The 20,538-nt window shown below is 66.6% G+C and carries 18 protein-coding genes; all 18 read right to left on the minus strand.

Annotated features, from left to right (window positions below; translation table 11 throughout):
• Positions 1-6: 6 nt before the first annotated feature.
• The 18 genes from ACESNG_RS15495 to ACESNG_RS15580 all read right to left on the minus strand — a co-directional run bounded on the left by ACESNG_RS15495 (position 7) and on the right by ACESNG_RS15580 (position 20,522).
• Complete coding sequence (locus ACESNG_RS15495) at positions 7-1,164, minus strand: chemotaxis response regulator protein-glutamate methylesterase (protein WP_373069650.1); 1,158 nt, start codon at positions 1,162-1,164, stop codon at positions 7-9.
• Positions 1,151-1,627 (minus strand): chemotaxis protein CheD, encoded by a 477-nt coding sequence (locus tag ACESNG_RS15500; protein ID WP_373062105.1) that lies wholly within the window; start codon positions 1,625-1,627, stop codon positions 1,151-1,153. The genes ACESNG_RS15495 and ACESNG_RS15500 overlap by 14 nt, the downstream gene beginning before the upstream one ends.
• Positions 1,627-3,315 carry a DUF4388 domain-containing protein gene (locus ACESNG_RS15505; RefSeq protein ID WP_373062103.1) on the minus strand — a complete coding sequence of 563 codons (1,689 nt, stop codon included), beginning with the start codon at positions 3,313-3,315 and terminating at the stop codon, positions 1,627-1,629. Before ACESNG_RS15505 ends, ACESNG_RS15500 begins: the two co-directional genes overlap by 1 nt.
• Positions 3,315-5,042: a DnaA ATPase domain-containing protein gene (locus ACESNG_RS15510; protein WP_373062101.1), complete on the minus strand. Its 1,728-nt coding sequence runs from the start codon at positions 5,040-5,042 to the stop codon at positions 3,315-3,317. The genes ACESNG_RS15505 and ACESNG_RS15510 overlap by 1 nt, the downstream gene beginning before the upstream one ends.
• On the minus strand, positions 5,039-5,749 hold the full coding sequence (locus ACESNG_RS15515) for an ATP/GTP-binding protein (protein ID WP_373062099.1): 711 nt from the start codon (positions 5,747-5,749) through the stop codon (positions 5,039-5,041). Before ACESNG_RS15515 ends, ACESNG_RS15510 begins: the two co-directional genes overlap by 4 nt.
• A gap of 74 nt (positions 5,750-5,823) precedes the next feature.
• Entirely contained in the window at positions 5,824-6,906 is a 1,083-nt protein-coding gene (locus ACESNG_RS15520; RefSeq protein ID WP_373062097.1) for a DUF4388 domain-containing protein, read from the minus strand.
• A gap of 7 nt (positions 6,907-6,913) precedes the next feature.
• Positions 6,914-9,631 (minus strand): tetratricopeptide repeat protein, encoded by a 2,718-nt coding sequence (locus ACESNG_RS15525; RefSeq protein WP_373069652.1) that lies wholly within the window; start codon positions 9,629-9,631, stop codon positions 6,914-6,916.
• A gap of 20 nt (positions 9,632-9,651) precedes the next feature.
• Complete coding sequence (locus ACESNG_RS15530; protein WP_373062093.1) at positions 9,652-10,272, minus strand: chemotaxis protein CheC; 621 nt, start codon at positions 10,270-10,272, stop codon at positions 9,652-9,654.
• Between the two features lie 38 nt (positions 10,273-10,310).
• The gene (locus ACESNG_RS15535; RefSeq protein ID WP_373069654.1) at positions 10,311-12,230 is read right to left on the minus strand and encodes a chemotaxis protein CheW; all 1,920 of its coding nucleotides are present in this window, start codon (positions 12,228-12,230) and stop codon (positions 10,311-10,313) included.
• A gap of 33 nt (positions 12,231-12,263) precedes the next feature.
• Entirely contained in the window at positions 12,264-12,629 is a 366-nt protein-coding gene (locus ACESNG_RS15540) for a response regulator (RefSeq protein WP_373062089.1), read from the minus strand.
• Positions 12,626-13,099, minus strand: coding sequence for a chemotaxis protein CheW (locus ACESNG_RS15545; protein WP_373062087.1), 474 nt, complete (start codon positions 13,097-13,099; stop codon positions 12,626-12,628). The genes ACESNG_RS15540 and ACESNG_RS15545 overlap by 4 nt, the downstream gene beginning before the upstream one ends.
• The gene (locus ACESNG_RS15550) at positions 13,047-14,117 is read right to left on the minus strand and encodes an RluA family pseudouridine synthase (RefSeq protein ID WP_373062085.1); all 1,071 of its coding nucleotides are present in this window, start codon (positions 14,115-14,117) and stop codon (positions 13,047-13,049) included. Before ACESNG_RS15550 ends, ACESNG_RS15545 begins: the two co-directional genes overlap by 53 nt.
• A complete protein-coding gene (lspA, locus tag ACESNG_RS15555) occupies positions 14,114-14,665 on the minus strand; it encodes a signal peptidase II (protein WP_373062083.1) in 552 nt (183 codons plus the stop codon). The genes ACESNG_RS15550 and lspA (ACESNG_RS15555) overlap by 4 nt, the downstream gene beginning before the upstream one ends.
• Positions 14,662-15,225, minus strand: coding sequence for a signal peptidase II (gene lspA / locus ACESNG_RS15560; protein ID WP_373062081.1), 564 nt, complete (start codon positions 15,223-15,225; stop codon positions 14,662-14,664). The genes lspA (ACESNG_RS15555) and lspA (ACESNG_RS15560) overlap by 4 nt, the downstream gene beginning before the upstream one ends.
• A 1-nt stretch (position 15,226) precedes the next feature.
• A complete protein-coding gene (locus ACESNG_RS15565) occupies positions 15,227-15,652 on the minus strand; it encodes a TraR/DksA family transcriptional regulator (RefSeq protein ID WP_373062079.1) in 426 nt (141 codons plus the stop codon).
• Positions 15,652-18,945: an isoleucine--tRNA ligase gene (gene ileS, locus ACESNG_RS15570; RefSeq protein WP_373062077.1), complete on the minus strand. Its 3,294-nt coding sequence runs from the start codon at positions 18,943-18,945 to the stop codon at positions 15,652-15,654. The genes ACESNG_RS15565 and ileS overlap by 1 nt, the downstream gene beginning before the upstream one ends.
• Before the next feature lie 66 nt (positions 18,946-19,011).
• Complete coding sequence (locus ACESNG_RS15575; protein WP_373062145.1) at positions 19,012-19,830, minus strand: purine-nucleoside phosphorylase; 819 nt, start codon at positions 19,828-19,830, stop codon at positions 19,012-19,014.
• Positions 19,831-19,910: 80 nt separating this feature from the next.
• Positions 19,911-20,522, minus strand: coding sequence for a DivIVA domain-containing protein (locus ACESNG_RS15580; RefSeq protein WP_373062075.1), 612 nt, complete (start codon positions 20,520-20,522; stop codon positions 19,911-19,913).
• Between the last annotated feature and the right edge of the window lie 16 nt (positions 20,523-20,538).

The following is a 20,538-nucleotide window of genomic DNA, read 5'->3' on the forward strand; positions in this document are numbered from 1 at the left end:
CATGACTCAGGCGAGCCGCGCTACGCTGTCGTCGAGGGCGATGCCCTGTGCCGCGACGAGCCGTGCGATGGCGCCGTGCATGTCGCTCAGGGCCACGACGTCATCCGCGCCGGCCACGCGGAGCGCGAAGTCGGGCATGCCCGGGATCACGCACGACGTGCGCTCCTGCACGATCGCCAGCCCTCCGGCTTGGCGAATAGCGAGGAGTCCATCGGCACCGTCCCGCCCCATGCCGGTGAGCACCACCCCCAGGCACGCCGTGCCGAAGCTTTGCGCCGCCGACTTGAACAGTCGGTCGGCCGCCGGCCGTACTCCCCATTCCGTCGGCTCCTGATCGAGCAGCACCACGGGCGCATGTCGGGTGCCTCCGATGCGCAGATGAAAGCCGCCAGGAGCGACGTACACATGGCCAGCCTGCAGCGGCTCGCCGTGCATCGCCTCGTGGACCGCCAGCCGCGAGACACCGTGGAGGCGCCCGGCGAAGCTCGCCGTGAAACCCGCGGGCATATGCTGCACGATCAACACGGCGGCCCGCTCGAAGCGCGGCAGCTGCGGAATGAGCTGGCTCAGCGCAGCCGGACCACCGGTGGAGGCGGCGATGCACACCACGAACGACGGTGGCTGTCCGGGCGAATGCGCGGAGACGCGCGCGGGTGACCGCAAACCACGATCATGGGCTGAACCGCGCATGCCCGACGACGCGGCTACGGACGTCGTTTCGAGTACTTGAAGCCGCGTAACGGACGCGGCGGCACGCAACGCGTCGAGTAGCTGCTCGCTCACCAGCTCGAGATCGAGACTGATGGCGCCCGAGGGCTTCCGCACAAACTCGACCGCGCCACGATCGAGCGCCCGCAGCGTCGCATCTGCGCCGCCATCGCTTCCCCCCGCACTCAGCATCACGACGGGCCGCGGCCAATCCCGCATGATCCGATCGAGACAGGCGAGGCCGTCGAGGTTGGGCATGTCCACATCGAGCGTGATCAGATCGGGGTCGAGCAGCGGCATCTGCCGCAACGCATCCAATCCATCGCGCGCCGTCCCGACCACGTCGAACTCACCGCTGGACGCCACGATGTCACTGACCAGCCGTCGCATGAAGGCACTGTCGTCCACCACGAGCACGCGACGGCGCGCGGTCTCCGAGTCGCTAAAGGAGGACATCGGCGCCTCGCACAGTCCGCACGTGCACACGTCCGGTGGCCACATCGAAATAGACCGAGCGCCCGCAGTCGCCACCGACGGCTTCGCCCACGATAGGAATGTCATGTGCCGCGCAGGCCGCCCGCGCCGCCTGCACGTTCCGCGCGCCGAGACTGATGGCGCCGGACGCCAGGAGCGACGCGAACATGCTCGCGCCGCCCACCAGTCGCGCTTCGATATCATGCGTCGCCCCCAGCGCCTGCATGCGGGAGATCATCGCCGGAACCGCTGTGGAGGCGGCCTTCCCCGCACTCGGTGCGTCGGCCGTGAGCGCGTGATGCGGCAGCAGCACGTGGGCCAGGGCGCCGATGCGATGCGTCCGATCGTGCAGCGCGATGGCGACGCACGAACCGAGTCCTATGGTCACCAGCGCGATATGCCCGGCACCGGCTGTGAGATCGGCGATTCCGACGGTGTGCTGCACTATGCCCGGCTCATTGCGGCGCTTCCGACCAGCGCATCGTCGCTGGCCGCAGGCACCGGCTCCGAGGGCGTGCTTGCACGACGCATGGCATCGAGATTGGCGCGCACGATCCGATTGTCGGGGTCGAGCGCGAGCGCCTGCTCCCATGAAGTCTGCGCATCGGCCAGCGCACCACGGCGATACTGCACGTTGCCGATCTTGAGATACACATCGGGCCCGTGCGACGGCATGAGCCGTACGACGCGCACGAACGACTCGAACGCTTCGTCATAGCGCTGCCCGCGATACAAGTAGTCGCCGAGATTCTTATGCAAATGCGCACAGTTGGCATCTTCGAGCAGGGCGTGCTCGATGGTGCGGGCGGCCAGCTCGTCGCTCCCCCGCCGCTCCTGCACCACGGCCAGGTTGTTGTGCAGCGCGGCCGCATGCGGATGGAGTGCAATGCCCTCTTCCAGCAGGGCAGCAGCGCGCGCACCGTCGCCACCGAGTGCCGCGGCCAGTCCAGCGGCATGGAACCAGGCGGCCGACGGCTGACGCGCGCCCCACGCGCTGCGCGCCTCCGCCAACGCCGACTCGGCGTCCGCGATTTCGCCCACGCGCAGTGCGAGCGTGGCTCGGGAGAGGGCGATGCGGGGGTCGGGGACCACCATGCGCCGTGACGCGTCATCGAGGTAGCCGGCCGCCGCTTCGAACTGGCCGCGCTGCTCGCACACATACGCGAGATTGTGCAGAACGGCCGACGGAGCATCCGGCTCCTGTGACGCGCGCAGAAACGTGTCGAAGGCGCCAACCCAGTCGCGACGACGCAGCTGCACGAGTCCGAGATGAAAGCGTGCGACGCCATCGGCGTCACGCAGCTCGAGCACGCGGCGGAACTCGCGCTGCGCTTCATCGAGCATACCGGTGCGATAGAACGCGATGCCGAGATTGCGATGCTCGGCCACGCGGCTCTCCGGCGGCGGCTGACGTCGCGCGGCACTCCGGCCGACACGCTGCGCGTACCCGGCCGTGAGTAATCCGAACACCGCCTTGCCGACTTCGAACTCGCCAAGGCCGGAGCGCTCGATCACCGTGTTGAGATCCTGCGTGCCGTCGAGAAACGGCAGGATGCGCTCCTGCGTCGCGCTGAGCGGCACTTCGCGTTGGGCAAGCCGTGGCCCGTCGAGTTCGAAAATCAGATCGAGACTCGGCACCTTCTTCGCGATCTGCGTCCACTCGTCCACCCGACGCGCACCTTCCAGCAACAGCGAGTCGGCGCTGACCGACACCAAGGCAGCATCGGGAGACTCATCGGCCTCGGGCTCGAACGTGAACGAACCCAGCGACCAGCTGAACAGATGGTATACCGCCTCTTCAACCTGCGTTCGATACTCTCCGACCAGCACGTCGCGCTCGATCAGCCCCTGCGCCAGCAGCGTATGCGCGAGATCCCGATCGTCCTGCGGCGCACGCATGGCCGTGTTGCGTGCGAGGTCATCGGGAGTAATCGCCCCGATGCGCACGAGACGATCGCCGAGACGATCGCGACGATTCACCAGCTCGGCGTGCACGATGCGACCACCGGCAAAATGCACGGTGCCAACGCTGCCCTCCCGCGCGACACTGAGACATCCGGTCTTCTGACCGAGCGCCAACAGCTGCAGCACGTCGGCGAGCGACGCCTCACTGAGATTTCCGCGGATCGCCACTACCGGTACTCCTCGATCAGTCGTCCGCCGAGGTCCGGCCAGTTCCACATCGTCTTCTCGCGATCCTCGAAGAATCGATCGAGTTCACCGGGTGTGCGCTCTACGAGCTGTTCAACGCGCTGTCGCTCGCGCGACTGCAGCGCGACCACCAGCCCGCCTTCGAATCGCGAGCGGAGTCGATCGGCGAGCTCGGGCAGCTCGCGCGGCGCGTGCGTGCTGGTCAGCACGATCTGACTACCGCGCTCGTACAGGTGATTGAACAGGTGAAAGAGCTCCTCCTGCGTGCGCTCTTTCCCCGCTAATACTTCGACGTCATCAAGGATGAACAGATCGGCGGCGCGGAAGCGCAAGCGCCAACGCTCCATGCCGCCTTCCTGCATGGCGGCGATCAGCTCGTCCACGAAGGCGTTGGCCGACAGGCAGGCCACGGCGGCACGGCGGCGCATCGCGTTTCCCAGCGCATGTGCCAAATGCGATTTGCCGCTGCCGTCCGGTCCGCAGATGAACAGCGGATTGTAACGCGTACCTGGCTGCTCGATGACCGAGTCGATGGCCTTGACCGCCAGTTGATTCGCGTGACTCACCTCGATCCGTTCGCGCGTGAACACCGGTGACGGCGCGGGAAGCGGTAACGTACTCGCCATCGCGCGCTCGACCAGCTGCTGCGCCAGCGGGATCGATTCGACATCGCGGAATACAGCATGCCCGCGTAGCGTCGGATCGAGGCTGGTGGCCTGTGCTTCGAGGTTGCGCAGGTGTTCTATCGCCGAGGCGAACGTGGCCAGCAGACCGTCCACATCGGGCGCCGCTTGCAGCGTCAAGGCGCGGTCGAGCACGGCGATACTGTACCCATGATTCTTCCAGCGGGACATCGCTTCGCCGAGCGCCACGCGCCATGGCTCGACGCGGTTCTCGACTTCCTGCAGGACGTCGGCGAAAAAGCTTTCGTAGTCGGTGCCGTCGGGAATGATGGCTTCGATGCGCGGCGGGTGCGAAGGCGTGGATGACGCCCGCTCGCCCAGCACCGCGCGCACATCAGGCGGCGCGACCGGCGTTCCCTCGAGTTGCTGAAAGGCCGAGAGCTTATTGAGGGCACCCTTGAGTTCGCGCACATTCCCGAACGCGAGCCGCGCCACTTCGTCGAGTACACCGTCGGCGAACTCCACGCCACGCACGCCCGCGACATTGCGCAGAATCGCGAGACGCATTTCGTAGTCCGGGGCGCCGACGTCGACCACCAATCCGCCGATCAGGCGCGACAGCAGGCGCTGGTCGACATCGGGAATCTCCGATGGCTGACGATCGCTGGTGAGCACCAGCTGACGACCGGTCCCCTGCATGATGTTGAACAGTCGCAGTAGCTCGGACTGCGTTTCGCGCTGGCCGGTGAGAAACTGGACGTCATCGAGAATGAGCAGCTCTATCTGCTGATAGTGCTCGATGAATCGTTGTGGCTGACCACTCGCGATCACGCGATGCAGATGCTCAGCCACGTCCTCACCCGAGGTGAACTCGACGCGCAGATCGGGCTTGACCGCACACGCCTGATGCGCGATGGCCGCCACGAGATGCGTTTTGCCAAGTCCGGAGCCGCCATACACGAACAGTGGATTGTAGACACTTCCCGGCGCGTCGGCCACCGCTCGGGCGGCCGACACGGCGAGGCGGTTCGACGAGCCGACCACGAAGGTGTCGAAGCGATAGTTACCGTCGAGTGGGCCGCTCATGCGTCACTCCCGGCGACGCCGGTCAGCACATCGGCCGTGACGCGGCCGGCGTGCCGGACCGGCGTGAACGCCGGCGTGCGCAAAGCGAGGGCCGCACGATGGGCCGTTTCCGTGCCCTCGTCGGCACCGAGCCGCCTGAGCACGCGCATACCGAGTGATCGCAGGGTGTCGAAGACGCCCGGGCCGTGGAGCGCGTCGCCGGCAAACTCGGGAACGCCGCGGAAGTTCAAGGCGACCGACAGCTCCGCCACACTGGCCGCCAGCGAGACGGGCAAATCCTGCTTGTTGTACTGCATCACGATGGGCAGATCACGCGCATCGACCCCATGTTCGGCAAGATTCGCGTGCATGTCCTGCAGACTTTCGAGGTTGTCGTCCCAACGATGGCGCTGGCTGTCGGCCACGAACGCAATGCCGTCTGCGCCCTGCAGCACGAGCTGCCGAATGGCGCGGTAGTACGGTTGTCCCGGCACCGTGTACAGCTGAAAGCGGACGCGATACGCGCCCACGGTGCCAAGGTCGACGGGGAGGTAGTCGAAAAAGAGTGTGCGATCGCGACGGGTGGCCAGCGACGTGAGCTCGCCGACCTGCGTGCCCGGCAACGCCGAGTGCAGGTACGTGAGATTCGTCGTCTTGCCAGACCGTCCCGGTCCGTAGTAGACCAACTTGCAGGTGATCAGCCGTGTGGCATGATCGACAATGGGCATGCGCCCGCTCCTCTCCTCGCCGCCGGTGTCGTCGCGCCCGAAGGTCGCGAGAGCACCGCATGTCTCTTACGCCGTTACGGATGCAGCAGCGCGTGCAACCGGGCCGTGAGTGCGATCGCTTCGCGCAGGCGATCTGCGTCAGCAAACGACTCCGGTAACCGAAGGGCAGCGTGCCAGTGGGTCAGCGCGCCGGCGAAGTCACCACGCCGGGCCGCTTCATCACCGAGCCGGCACAACGAGTCGGCCTCGACGCGCGCAGCGATTCCGGCCGTCTCCCCTCGTGGCATGGACGGTTCAGCGGCCTGCGAGGCAACCGGTGGCGACGCCATCCATGGCGTAAGTCGACGGGGGAATCCTTCGGGGGAAATGACCCCCAATTCCACCGGATCGAAGAGCGAATCCTCGTCGAGTGATCCGGACTCGTGATCGGGGGGCGACGACGAATGTCGCGTATGGTCCACCGTCGGGATCCAGAGATCGCCGGCGATCTCGCGACCATGCGGCGCGGGGATCGCCGCCATCGCGGGCGGCGTGGGATTCCGGCGCGGCGCCACTGGCCCTTCGCGCAGGACCAACAGCCCCGCCCCGATCAGGCCGTGGACCTGCTCCGCCACGTCCAGTAGATCGCGACCGAGCGATTCGGCCAACAGCAGCAGGTCACGCTGGCCGTCGACACGGGTGAGAATCTCCCACTGGACCGGTGCCAGACGCAGGAGCGGCAACTGTTGCGGCTCGACGTCCACGAAGGCCGGCACGACGCGCGAGTGCGGTACGCGATCCTCGATCCGCTCCCAGACCGCCGCCCGTTGCGCGGCTTCCATGAGTAGTGGCTCGATCGCCAGACGGATCGAAGCGCTCGTGGGCGCGTGGTCGTCGGCGGGCGCAAAGCGGAAGGCGCCGTCACGCCAGAGGAGCAAGTCGAGCATGATCGCTTCGACCTCCCGCGCTTCGTCGGCCGTCCGCGTGCGCAGCGTCCGGGCCGACTCGTCTTCGTTCCACGTGGCGGCGTTCACCACGCGGCCCTGCTGAAAATGCACGGCAGCGTGTCGCCCCTGAAGCGCAGACTCGAGATGCAGCACACCCGACTTCCGGCTCAGGGCGAGCAGTTGCAGCACCTCGGCCAGGCCGAGCTCACGAAGGCGGCCCTCGAGGCTCATCGCGCGCTCATGCGACGCGCGCCGGGTCGCTGGGAGCGCCGCTGCCGTAGACGGCATGCGGCACGGCATGTCGGGCGCGTTGTACGAACGCGTCGTCTTCAGCCGATTGCGCGAGACCGGCCCAACGGGCCAGCGCGTCGCGGGTGCGCGACTGCTGCGCGAGGAGCACGCCATCGAACCAGCGCGCTCCGGTGTTGTCGGGGTCATGACGCAGCACGCGATCCACCACGATGCGCGCATCGTCGGGACGCTCCTCGCCCACGAGCACCTCGACGAGCAGCTGCAGCGCCTCGATATCGGTGGGACAGCGCTCGAGCACATCCACTAGAATCCAGCGCGCGTCGGCATGCCGCCGCGCATCGCGGTGCACGCGCGCCAGTTCGAGCACGGCGTCGCGCCAGTTCGGGACCGCCGACAGCGCGGCCACCAGCTCGAGACGCGCCGCGAGCAGATCCCCGCGCTCGCGCAGCATGCGCGCGATCATGACGCGCGCCGTGGGACGCGCCGGATCGTGCGCCAGGGCGCGACGATAGAAGCCAAGGGCCAGCGCTTCATCGTGCAACTTCATCGCCGCATCGCCGGCGAAGTGCAGCAGGGCCGCGCTGGTCACGTCCTGCCGCAACAGGCGCAGCATGGCGGATCGCGCCGTCTCCGCACTCGCCGGATCGCGGTCCGCGTGGGAGGCGGCGGCGAACGCGAACAGCGCCAGCACCTCCGGATGATACGGCCAGACGGCACCGGCCCGCCTGAGTTGCGGGAGCGCCTCGCCCCCACGGCCCAGCAGACACAACGACCGTGCCTCGCCCAGCGTGGCGCGCTGCCACAGGAGCTGCATCGGGGCCGACATGGCCGCTACTGACGGCGCGTCGACGGCGGCACGCGCCCGCACGTACCGTTCGAGGGCCTCACCATGCACCGTCCGCGTCGCAAAGCCGTCGGCTTCCTCGCAGGCGCGTGCGGCATCCGTGATCGCCTTCGCCACCGCCGTCGCGATCGCCGTCGCGATCGCATCGTGGCCGACAGGCAGTTCGTCGGACACGGCGGACGATTCCGGGTGCTGCGCCGGGTGCTGCTCGGGCAAAAGCGCCGCGAGATCATCGCCCGGCAGCACGATGCCGCGCAGTGGCGACCCGCCCTGTATGACCAGCAGCTCGAGCGCACCCACTGCATCGGGGCACTCGCGCTGCAAGTCGATCGCCACCGAGAGGCGTGATGCGGTACGCATCGGCGCGTACTTCAGCGCCAGTTGTGTTTCGCGCGCCGCTCCATCGGCATCGCCGAGCCGCTCGAGGATGCGCGCGAGCCCGTAGCGGGCTTCGGCGTGCGACGGTCGGCACTCGATCGCGGTGAGCAACGCATCGCGCGCTTCCTCGGGGCGCTCCAGCGCCTGCAACACCGTACCCATGACCTGCCACGACGTCGCATCACGCGGATGGAACGCCACGAGTTCGCGCAGCAGCGCCAGGGCGGCCAACGGATCGCGCTGTCCCGCCAGCCACCGCGCCAGATTGAGGCGCGCGATGATGAGCGGGGGATCGAGTTCGGCCGCGCGCAGGAACGACTCGCGTGCGGCCTGGTGATCGCCGAGATCGTCGAGCGCGACGCCCAGATTGTTATAGGCCAGCGCATGGCGCGGATCGATGCGCAGCGCGCGACGATAGCTGTCGGCCGCCGCGTGCACGTCGCCCGACTGGTGCAACGCCACACCGTGCTCGTTCCACAGGCGCGGCTGTTCGTGCAGCGCCAGCAGCGATTCATACCGCGCACGCGCGTCGTCGCATCGACCGGCAATCAGATCGAGCTCACCGAGTGCGTGCTCCGCCAGGCGCGCATCCTCGCCACCGGCGATCGACCGTTCAAACTCGCGGCGCGCTTCGTCGAAATATCCGCGCTGCCGAAAGGCGAGTCCAAGCCCGTAGCGGGCGAGCGCTCCTTCGGGCGCTACCCGCATCATGCCGTTCACCGGCGACGGATCGATCGCCACCGGTGTCCCGGCCTGGGCCCCCGATTCGAGCGAGAGATCGATCTGCGCCGTGGAGAGCGTGGGATTGAGCTGCGCCGCCAGCCGCGCGGCGGCGATCGCGGCGTCGTGACGCCCCATGTCGCCAAGGACGAAGCCGCGCAGCAGATGCGCGTCGGCACAGTCCGCCTGGCGGGCCAGCAGCAGGTCGAGGCACTCCAACGCCTGCTCATTCTGGCCGCGCTGATACAGCACTTCCGCGAGATGCAAACGGGCGTCGGTGTCGGCGCCACCCACATTCACGGCACGCTCGAACCAGCGTTGCGCTCGCCGGAGATCGCCCGCGCGCTGTTCGATCAGTCCACGCTCGAAGAGCGCGGTCGCGTCGTCGGGATCTTCGGCAAGCAGGGTTTCGAGCTGACGGATAGCGGCTTCGTTCCGGCCGACCAAACGCGAGAGTCGCGCGCGCTCGAGGGCCGCCGCACGATCGTCGGGATCAGCGGCCACGCGCGTGTCGAGCGCCGTCATGCGCGCATCGCAGGCGCCCGGCTGCGCGGCGGCGATCTCGAGGTTGCGCGCGGCGGTACGCATGCGCGCATCGATCGCGAGCGCGCGGAGAAACGCATCGACCGCTTCCGCGTGCAGCCCGCGCGCGTGATACAGCACGCCGAGGTTGTTGAACGCACCGGGATCCTGCTGGTCGACACGCTCGATCAGCGCTCGCAGCAGGTCCACGTCGCGACCGGCCGACATGACAGACGACATGAGCGGAGCGGTCCCGACGCTCAGGCGAGCCGCAACGCGCGGAGCATCACCTGCAACGAGGCGGGATCGGGGAGGAGCAGGAAGAAGCCGCGCAGTGTCTGCTGCATCTCCATGAGCTGGAACTCGCTTTCGACGCAGAGAATGGCATCGGGATCGGGCGAGAACTCGCCGATCGCACTGGTCAGCACTGCGGTGGACATGTCGATCACCAGACTCGGCGGCGACGGCAGCAGCAGCATACCGAGGAAGTCACTGAGCGCGTTCATGTACGCGCCGCTCAGGATGTTGCCGGCTTCCTTGATCGCCGACGTCTCGAGTTCACTGAAGGCCGTGGACGAACCGACCGGCCGACGCAGCATCAGTTCGGCCAGACGCATCACCGTCGGTTTCGGAAATACGAGCATCGTGCGACCACTGAGGTCCCCGAGCATGTGCATCAGGACGGCCGCCACCGGCTCTTCTTCCGGCGTGAACTGCGAGGGCAGCTCTTCGATGCTGGCGACCGTGATGTTCGGCACTTTGATCATGATCGTGCTGCCGGTCATCTGCGACAACGCCGTCGCGGCGTGACCGGCGCCGATGTTGGCCGTTTCACGCAGTGCATCCAGCTGGATGGTCTTGAGAGACCGGATCGCCGACATGTTCAAGTCACCTTCGGTCACGAGTCGTCTTCACTTCGTCATGCCACACTACTCACATCGACGATGAGCGCGGGGCTCCCGTCACCGAGCACGGTGGCGCCGCTGAACCAGGGCCGGGCGCCGCGGACGGCGTCCAGTGGCTTCACCACGATATCCTGCTGGGCCAACAAGGCGTCCACCAACAACGCCGTTCTCCGTCCCGCCACCTCGACGATGGCGACATGACGTACCCCGTCCGGATTGGCGACGGCAGGCGCCAAGGGGTCATCCTCGAAGCGCTGCTGCAGCGCCACCAGCGGTACAGTCTCGTCCCGGACGGTGATGGTGAGCGCGCCGGTGCTACGGGACGCTCCGTGGAATTCCAGCACTTCCATCACGTGCGCGGCGGGAATCGCGTAGGTATCACCGCCCACCTGCACCAGCAGCGCGCGCATGATCGCGAGCGTGAGCGGCAGCCGCATCGTGAACACCGTGCCTTCACCGGTGATCGTCTCGAGGTCGATCTGACCGCCCAGCGCGCGCACGCGAGTGTTCACCACATCCACGCCGACGCCACGTCCGGAGATCGAGGTCACCGACCTGGCGGTGGAGAATCCGGGATGCGCGACCAACTGCAACAGCGCGTCATCGGCCAGCGTGGTGATCTGCTCCTGTACCAGCCCTTGCTCGTGCGCACGACGCAGCACGACATCGCGATCGATTCCGCGCCCATCATCCTGCACCTGAATCACGACGGTGGCCCGATCACGCGCCGCGCGCAGAATCAGTTCGCCGCTGGCTGGTTTACCTGCGGCGCGACGGGTGTCGGCGTCTTCGAAGCCGTGATCGAGCGCGTTGCGCAGCAGGTGCATGATCGGATCGCCGATGGCATCGAGCAGCGATCGATCGAGTTCGATCTCGCGGCCCTCCATCGTGAAACGTACGTCCTTGCCGAGATCGCGCGCGATGTCGCGGACGAGCCGCGGGAAGCGATCGAACACCTGCGCCACGGGCAGCATGCGCGCCTGCAGCACTTCATCCTGCAGTGTGGCCACGAGACGTGCCGCATCGGCGGCCGCGCGCACGACGGCGCGATCGGGATGATCCGATTGCTCGATGGCGCGCAACAGACGGTCACGGGTAATCACCAACTCGCCGACCAGGTCGAGCAGCGTATCGAGTCGGCGCGCATCGAGACGCACCGTGCGCGGCGCGTCAGTCACGCGGGCGCTCCCCTGCGCCGGCGTAGGCCTGGCCAGCGTCACCGCAACGCGTGCCACATCTCCGGCGCTCTGCGCCGCGGCGGTGATCTCGTCGTCGGAGGCCGACGACTGCAGCGTGAGCCGGAACGCACCGTCGAAGAGATCGTCCTGCCAGCGCTCCTGTGCGGGCTCGGCGCCGCGCAGTGTGCCCAACGCCGACAGCTTGGCCAACACGATCATGGCACGCACGCCCTTCAGCGGGCAATCCGCGGTGAGGCGCACATCCACCTGCCGGGCGGTACCGACCGCATCACTCGGCACATCGGGAATGACCTCCGGCGTGTCCGCAATGGCATGGACATTTGCACCGGCGTCGTCGACCGCCGCTACCGAACCGAGTCGTTGCACAAATGCGCGCATGGACGACGTGAGCTCAGTGTGTCCACGCGGCACTGCATCGACGGCGGCGCGCAACAGATCGGTGCCGTCGAACAGCAGCGCCAGCACGTCGCCGCTCAGCGCTTCTTCAGCGCTGCGCAGCGGCTCGCAGCGGCTCTCGAGCGCGTGCGACAGCTGCTCGACCGCGGCGTAGCTCATGGCAGCGGCCATGCCCTTGATGGTGTGCACACCGCGAAAGACTGTCGCGATGTGAGCGCCGGTTGCCGCAGCGTTCGCGTGCGCAGCGTCACGCTCGAGGGCGAGCAACGCGTCGTCGACTTCCGTGAGATGCTCGCGCGATTCACTCAGGAACAGCGTGGCATACCGAGCGGCGTCCATGGCCGTTAGTTCGGAACGTACGACCGCGACGACCTATGCGGCGAGAACGCGGTTCACGGCTTCGAGAACACGGCTGGGCTGGAACGGCTTCACCACGAAGTCCTTCGCTCCGGCCTGAATGGCTTCGACCACCAGCGCCTGCTGTCCCATCGCGCTGCACATGAGAATCTTGGCACCGGGATCGAGCTTCGTGATCTCCCGGACCGCATCGATCCCGCCCATGTCAGGCATCACAATGTCCATCGTGACGAGGTCGGGACGAAGCTGCTGATAGCGCTCCACCGCCTGCACGCCCGTTTCCGCCTCTCCGATGATCTCGAAGCCCGCCTGCGTGAGAATGTCTCCCACCATGGTGCGCATGAAGATCGCGTCGTCGCAAATGAGTACCGTTCGGCTCACCGTTCCCTCTCGTCGGCTGAATGCAGGTGCCGCGCGCAGAGCGCCACGGCGTCCAGCGGCACGATGCGGTCGACGGCGGACTCGCGCTCGTGTGGGGACTCGAGCAACGCTTCCAGCACGCGGACATCGTGCGCGGCATGCACGGCGAGCCCGATGAGGCGCGATCCGTACTCGAGGAGGACGACTGACCCCGCCGTGACGGCACGCGCTCCCGTCAGGAGGGCCTGAAGGTCCAACACGGTGACGATGGCGCCCCGTACGTTGACGATACCGCGGAGCACCGGCGGACTGCCCGGCACCCGGCGGAGCGAGGCGCTCCGAATCACCTCTCGGACTTGCTCGACCGGAATGCCGAACGTATCCCGGTCGGACGCGACGACCAGCACCCGGGGGCGCTGCTCGTCGCCGTCGTCGCCGCTAATCGAGGGCGTCGTCGTGATCGTTTGGCTTGTGTCCGGGAAGGACTTCATCGGTTTTGTAGAACCCGAAGACATCGAGCGGATCCTGGTGTGTGGCGAGTTCCGGCATGAGGCTGACAACGGACAACGACTGACGCAGGTCCGCCGGAAGCGGCGAACGCAGGTCGACCGGAGCTCCCGTGATCGGATGACGGAAGCGCAGCCAAGCCGCGTGCAGGAAGTGCCGTCTGCCAGGCAACTCCACCAACCGCCGACCGCCTCCTCCCCCGTACGTATCGTCACCGACCACCGGGTGGCCGATCGACGACAGGTGGACGCGAATCTGATGCGTCCGCCCGCTGTGCAGGTGGGCGCGCAGCAGATCCGCCGAGTCGAACCGACCGAGGCGCACGAAATCCGTCCGCGACATCCGTCCGTCAGGGACGATCGTCATCTTCGTTCGGTCCCGTGGATCGCGGCCGATGGGCTTCTCCACCGTAAGGTTGTCGGTGGACAGGTGGCCCCAGCAGAGGGCCACGTACCGTCGGGTCACCTTGCGTGCGGCCAGAGCAGCGCTGAGCGAGCGATGGGCCACATCGGTCTTGGCCACGATCAGCAGTCCCGACGTGTCCTTGTCGAGACGGTGCACGAGGCCGGCGCGCTCCTCGCTGCCTCCATCGGCCAACGGCTCGCCGCGCCCGATCAGGGCGTTCACCAGCGTGCCCGTCCAGTTGCCAGGCGCCGGATGCACGACCATGCCGGCGGCCTTGTCGACCACCAGCAGATACTCGTCTTCGTAGACGATATCCAGCGGAATGTTCTCGGGGACGATGTCCCGTCCCGGCGGCGGCGGAATCACCACATGGATTCGGTCGCCCGCTTCACTGCGATACGAGGCCTTCTCCGCCTTCCCGTTGACCGTGACCTGACCGGTAGCGATCAGCGTCGCCGCCTGAGTCCGCGACAGCGCACAGTGACGTGACACGAGCAGGTCGAGCCGTTCACCCGCGTCGCCACTGTCGTCCGCGAGCTGAAAATCATGCACGGCTGCCGACGGGGTTCCCGACGCGGCTCCTGAAGCAGCGTTCACGAGGCCGTCGCTTGCTGCTGTGCTTTGTCCAACTGCCACAATGCGATCACGAGACAACCAGCTCCGATGGTAACGGCAGTGTCGGCTACGTTGAACGTCCAGAAGCGAACGTCGCCGTACCCGATGTCGATGAAATCCACGACGCCGTCTCGCAGCCGAATGCGATCGAGCAGGTTGCCGATGGCTCCCCCGACCACGACGGGCACGCCGAACGCGGCGAGCCGTGAGATCCGGGTGAGGTCGGCCGTGGCGCGAATCAGCACCACGACAATCACGACGCTGAGCGCCGCAAATATCCAGCGTGACGCAGGACCGAGGTGCATGCCGAAGGCCGCCCCTGGGTTGTACGCGAGCGTGAAGCGCACCACGTCGCCGAGAATTCTATGTGGAATATGACGTGGCGCGAGATACTCGACGGCCAGCGCTTTCGAAATCGCGTCGGCCGCCGTGATGAGCAGCACGAGACTCCAGAAGCGGAGCGTGGCCGAGGCGGCCGGCACGTCGTTGACGACAGCCGACGCCGTGGCACTGCGGGTCGGGTTCGTCATCGCGTCAGGTCGGCCTGTTCAGGCGCCGGAGCGCTCACTATCCGCGCGGCGCTCTGCTCGGCGGCCACCGCCGCAGCGGCCGCGGCCGTTTCGCGCTTTTCCTCGCCCCACAGCACCAGCGCCAGCAGGAACGCGCCGCTGCTGACCGCCATGTCCGCCACGTTGAACGTGGGCCAGCGATGCACCCCGAACCCGATATCGATAAAGTCGACGACGCCCAGATCCGACCGGATCCGGTCGATGACGTTGCCGAGCGCGCCCGCCGCCACGAGGGACACGGCGAGCGCTTTGCGCAGATCGTCCGGCGCGGTCTGCTGGTAGAGTCGCCACAGGATCACGATGGCGCCGCACGTGAGCGCCATGAAGATCCAGCGCGAGTAGTTGCCCAGATGCAGCCCGAAGGCCGCCCCTGGGTTGTACACCAGCGCGAACCGGAACCAGTTCCCGAATACCGGACTGGCTCCGCCGGCGGGCGCGAGTGTCGCGACCGCCACGGCCTTGGTAATCAGGTCGAGGACGAGGACGACAAGGAGGACAGGAATTGCGACGAGTGCCTTCACATCAGCCCTTTTTGGCGTCTTCCTCACGCTGCTTGCACGCAAAGCAGTAGCGCGCATGCGGCAAGGCGTCGAGTCGCTCGAACGCGATATCTTCCCAACACTGGTGGCACTTGCCGAATGTCTCCGGCGACTTGTACAAGCGACGCAGGGCCTGATCGATATGAAACAGGAAGCGACCCTCCTGCGAAGCAAACAGGAACGCCTTCTCCCGTTCCATGGCGTCGGTGCCCTGATCGGCCATATGGAAGGAGTACGCACTGGTGTCGCCGTCGGCATCGCCGTTGGGACCGAACGCTTCCCCGTGGTGCCCGAGCTCCTTCAGCACGCGTTTCCGCTCTTCGAGTAACCGCTTCTGGAAGTGCTGTAATTGCTTCTTGGGCATCGGCTTCGACTTCTTCGTATCCTTCGCGGCGTTGGATCCAGCCATTACGACCCTTCCTTGGTGAGCGCGAGGCGGATCGAACGTCCATCGACGTCCACCACCTGCGTCGCGGTCCACGTGGAACCGTTGCCATCTGCATGGAACGGCGAGCCAGCCTCCGTGCCGAGCACCAATCGCACGGCGAGCACCTCGTCAGCGATACGGCCACGGTGCGTGGCCACAGCGCCCTCCAGCTCCTCATCACCGGCGATTGCCACCGCGATGCGGTCACTCACATCCAGCTGCGCCTCCTTCCGGAGACGCTGCACTCTGCTGATCACTTCGCGTGCCAACCCTTCAGCCCGCAGCGCGGGGGTAATCGTGGTGTCGAGCGCCACGCCGTATCCGCCACTTTCCTGAACCACGGCGGCACCCGAGGCGCGCCGGATGATGGCGACGTCATCGGGAGCAATCAAGCGCGGAGTTCCCGCCACCTCGATCGTGACCGATTCGCCACCGGCCAGCTGACGGATGAGCTCGACGGGCATGACCGGCACGGCCGCCGCCACCAGCGGCGTCTCCTTGCCGAACTTCTTGCCGAGCGTGCGGAAATTGCCCTTCACCTCGAGCGATACGAGGGCGTCGGTTGAGCTCACAAACTCCACCAACTTCACGTTGATCTCGGAGGCAAGTAGGGCACCCAGTTCCGACGCCGGTCCGGGGTGCCCCGGCACCACGCACTGCACCGACGGCAGGGGCTGGCGCACATTCACGTCGGCCACGTCGCGGGCCGCACGGGCCAGCCCCGCCAGGGTCCGAATGTCGTTCATGGCGGACTCGAGTGTTTCGTCAACCGGCGTCGGATTCGGCCGCGTATACGAGGCGAGGTGCACCGACGTTCCGGTCAGGGCTCGGTGCACGGCGTCGGTGATGAATGGCGCGAACGGCGCCAGCAACCGGCAAGTGACAGCGAGCACTTCGTGCAGGGTGGCGAACGCCGCCCGGTTGTCGGCGCTGTCGATTTCATAAAAGCGGGCGCGCGACTGACGCACGTACCACTTGGAGACGTCGTCGTCCATGAACTGCATCACGCGACGCGCCGCCAGGGTGGCGTCGTAGTTGTCGAGATACTGATCGACTTCCGCCTCCACCCGCGTGAGACGCGACAGGATCCAGCGATCCAACGCCGGACGATCGGCCACTCGGGGATCGTTCGCGCTCGGCGTCCATCCGAAGTTGGCGTACTGCGCGAAGATGCCGTTGTACACGTTGCGAAAAGTAAGCAGGAACCGCCCGGCCGTTTCGCGGATCGCGTTCTCGTCGAAACGACGCGGCACCCACACCTGGCTGGTGGCCACCAGAAACAGACGTACCGCATCGGCGCCATGACGCTCCAGTACCTGCCACGGGTCGACGGTATTGCCCTTGCTCTTGGACATCTTCTGACCCTGCGCGTCGAGCACGAGGTCGTTCACGACCACATGGCGATACGGCGCCGCGGTGCGATCGGTGTTGTTGGGCAGCGCATCGCCCAGCCCCGTCGCGATCGCCAGCAGCGAGTAGAACCAGCCACGCGTCTGATCGACGCCCTCGCAGATGAAGTCGGCCGGGAACTGCGCCTCGACTTTGTCGTGGTTCTCGAACGGATAGTGCCACTGTGCGAACGGCATCGAGCCCGAGTCGAACCAGGTGTCGATCACTTCGGGCACGCGACGCATGGTACCCGTCCCCGACGGGGCCGGCCACGTGTATTGATCAATGTGCGGCTTGTGCGGATCGAAATCCTCGGGCAGCGGCCGGCCGATGCGCGCGGCGAGATCGGCATAGCTGCCGATCACATCGATTTCAGTGGCGTCTGCGTCATTGACCCACACCGGGAGCGGCGTACCCCAGTAGCGATCGCGCGAAATAGCCCAGTCGACGTTGTTGGCAAGCCACTCACCGAAGCGGCCGGTGCCGACTTCGTCAGGATGCCAATCCACGGCCGCATTTCGCGCCATCAGGCTGTCACGCGTCGCCGTGGTGCGCACGAACCACGACCCGCGTGCGTAGTACAGCAGCGGCGTGCCGCAGCGCCAGCAATGGGGATACGAGTGCGTGAAGGTGGTGGCTTTCCAGAGCACGTCGCGCTCGCGTAGCACCTCGATGATACGCGCGTCGGCTTGCTTCACGAATACGCCGCCCACTTCCGGCACATCGTCGGTGAACTCGCCGCGCGCCGTCACCGGCTGCAGGAAGGCGAGGCCATGACGCTGGCCCGCTGCGTAGTCGTCGGCACCGAAGGCCGGCGCCATATGCACCACGCCGCTGCCGTCGTCCGCACTCACGAAGTCTTCCGTCACGATCACTTCATGACGGCCCTCTTCGGGATACGGCACCCAGTCCAGCGGTCGGCGATAGCGTTTGCCCGACAGGTCCGCGCCGGTCATCTGGCCGGTCACGTCCCAGCGATCCGCCCAATCGGCGCCGAGCACGCCCGACACGCGCGCGTCGGCCAGAATGATGGTCCACTCGGTGCCCGACTTCTTGCGCAGCTCCACGTACGTGAGTGTGGGATGCACCGCCAGCGCGGTGTTCGACACAAGCGTCCACGGCGTGGTCGTCCACACCAGAATGCGACGACGCTGCGCAGGCGCGTGGCCCTGCTCGTCGAGCAGATCGAGCGCCACGTACACGCTCGGATCGTCGACGTCGTCATACCCCTGCGCGACCTCGTGGCTGGAGAGCGCGGTACCACAGCGCGCACAATACGGCAGGATCTTGTGCCCGCGCACCAGCAGCGATTTCTCGTGCAGCGTACGCAGGGCCCACCACACCGACTCCACGAAGTTGTGCGAGTACGTGACGTAGGGGTCGTCGTAGTCGAGCCAGTAGGCCGTGCGCTGCGAGAGCTTTTCCCAGTCGCCGCGATACTTGAACACGCTCTCGCGGCAGCGACGGTTGAACTCGGCCACACCGGTTTGTTCGATGAGCTGCTTGCCGCCAAGTTTCGCGATCTCCGACGGATCGACGCCCTGACGCGCCGCTTCTTCGCGCTGCAGCTCTTTCTCGACTTCGATTTCCACCGGCAGGCCGTGCGTATCCCACCCGGCCTTCCGCGGCACGAAGTATCCCTGCATCGCGCGGTGGCGGCAGAAGAGGTCCTTGATCGTGCGTGAGAATACATGGTGAATGCCCGGACGGCCATTGGCCGTGGGCGGCCCCTCGTAGAACACGAACGGCTTGGCGCCGGCCCGCGCGGCCTGTGCCTGCTCGAACAGCTGTTCGGCGTCCCAGCGCGCGAGCAGTTCCTGCTCGAAGGCGTCAGCGCCCGAGTCGGGAAGAAGCGGATACGAAACGGTGTCCTGCGGTGCAGTCATGAGAGCGGGTAATTCGGAGCGTTCAGTCAGGTAGCGAAACAGCGGTGACACAGCGGACGCGCGGTGCTACATGCGCGCGATCACGCCCTTCACGACGGCGGCAAGCTTCGGTTCGGCGGAACGGGCCACGCCCACGATCTGGGCAAGACTGGCCGGCTCGAGCGCATCCGGAAGACACTTGTCGGTAATGATGGACAGCCCGAGTACGCGCATACCGCCGTGGAGCGCCACGATCACTTCCGGCACGGTACTCATGCCTACCACGTCGGCGCCGATACCACGCAGAAAACGATACTCGGAGCGCGTTTCCAGGTTGGGCCCCTGCACCGCTACATACACGCCTTCACGCAGTGTGATGCCGTTCTGCACCGCCACCTCGCGCGCGAGCGCACGGAGGGCCGGATCGTACGGTTCCGACATGTCGGGGAAGCGCGCACCGAGCGTGTCGTCGTTCGGTCCGATGAGCGGATTGTCACCGAGCAGGTTGATGTGATCGGAGATCAGCATCAGATCGCCCGCCTCCCACAGCGGATGCATACCGCCACACGCGTTGCTCACGATCAACGTCTGTGCGCCCAGCGCCCGCAGCACGCGCACGGGGAACGTGACCTGCTGCAGCGAATAGCCCTCGTAGCGATGGAAGCGGCCCTGCATGGCTACGACCGTCTTGCCGCCGAGCGTGCCGCAGAGCAACCGGCCCTTGTGCGACTCGACGGTGGACAGCGGAAAGTTGGGCAGATCCTTGTACTCGATCGTCTGCTCGACGTCGATCTCGTCGGCCAGGCCACCAAGGCCGGTGCCAAGGATGATCGCGGCATCGACCGCGCGCGAAAAGCGCGCGCGCACGGCCTGCGCACACGCTTCGATGCGTTCACGTGCGTGCAGACCGAGCGCCGGATGCGACAGGCCGACCGCCGTGTGCTCCTGCGTGTACTGCAGCTGCGGACGGGAATTCTGTGAGGCGGTCATGCGTCATCCTCGACAACATCGAGCCACGACGGCGTAGGGGCCGCCGGGCGTGGGGGTAACTCGCGAATCTCCTGCACCACCGATGGTTCCGCACGGATCGCCGCCATGGTGCGCGGCGTCGTGAAGTCGGGGATCGGTTCGGATTCCGCGGAGTTCAGCTCGGTGAGTTGACGTTCGAGATGATGACGCAGCTGCGCGAGATAGCTCCGACGCGTGCGCCAGAGCGCTTGCACCTCTTCTTCGGTGCGACGCAGTTCGTCGCGCACACCCTGCAGCAGCTTGTCGGCCTCGGCCTGCGCTTCACGCAGGATCAACTGCGCCTCGCGCTCCGCCTGCTCCTTGATGTCACCGCGCAATTGCTGGGCGCTCACGAGCGCTTCGTTGAGCGCCTTGTCGCGATCGCGAAACGACTTCAGCTGCTCGTGGAAGTTACGCGCCTTCTGATCGAGCTCCTGATTGGCACGCGACAAGCGCTCCAGTTCCTCGGCGACCTGCTCGCGGAACTGGTCTACGCGCGCGCGATCGTAGCCACGCAGTGCGTTGCCGAAATCGAAGCGCCGCGCATCGAGCGCGGTGAGATGGAAGCCTTGAAAGCCGTCGTCCGCCATGCGAATTCCCGGGTGA

Source organism: Gemmatimonas sp., assembly GCF_041689975.1.
Lineage (GTDB): Bacteria > Gemmatimonadota > Gemmatimonadetes > Gemmatimonadales > Gemmatimonadaceae > Gemmatimonas.

Coding starts and splice junctions, on each gene's coding strand:
- ACESNG_RS15525 (WP_373069652.1), bottom strand. CDS start 9,631: ATGTCGTCTGTCATGTCGGCCGGTCGCGACGTGGACCTGCTGCGAGCG.
- ACESNG_RS15495 (WP_373069650.1), bottom strand. CDS start 1,164: ATGTCCTCCTTTAGCGACTCGGAGACCGCGCGCCGTCGCGTGCTCGTG.
- ACESNG_RS15510 (WP_373062101.1), bottom strand. CDS start 5,042: ATGAGCGGCCCACTCGACGGTAACTATCGCTTCGACACCTTCGTGGTC.
- ACESNG_RS15545 (WP_373062087.1), bottom strand. CDS start 13,099: ATGAAGTCCTTCCCGGACACAAGCCAAACGATCACGACGACGCCCTCG.
- ACESNG_RS15520 (WP_373062097.1), bottom strand. CDS start 6,906: ATGAGCCTCGAGGGCCGCCTTCGTGAGCTCGGCCTGGCCGAGGTGCTG.
- ACESNG_RS15515 (WP_373062099.1), bottom strand. CDS start 5,749: ATGCCCATTGTCGATCATGCCACACGGCTGATCACCTGCAAGTTGGTC.
- ACESNG_RS15535 (WP_373069654.1), bottom strand. CDS start 12,230: ATGGACGCCGCTCGGTATGCCACGCTGTTCCTGAGTGAATCGCGCGAG.
- ACESNG_RS15565 (WP_373062079.1), bottom strand. CDS start 15,652: ATGGCTGGATCCAACGCCGCGAAGGATACGAAGAAGTCGAAGCCGATG.
- ACESNG_RS15530 (WP_373062093.1), bottom strand. CDS start 10,272: ATGTCGGCGATCCGGTCTCTCAAGACCATCCAGCTGGATGCACTGCGT.
- ACESNG_RS15580 (WP_373062075.1), bottom strand. CDS start 20,522: ATGGCGGACGACGGCTTTCAAGGCTTCCATCTCACCGCGCTCGATGCG.
- ileS (WP_373062077.1), bottom strand. CDS start 18,945: ATGACTGCACCGCAGGACACCGTTTCGTATCCGCTTCTTCCCGACTCG.
- lspA (WP_373062083.1), bottom strand. CDS start 14,665: ATGACGAACCCGACCCGCAGTGCCACGGCGTCGGCTGTCGTCAACGAC.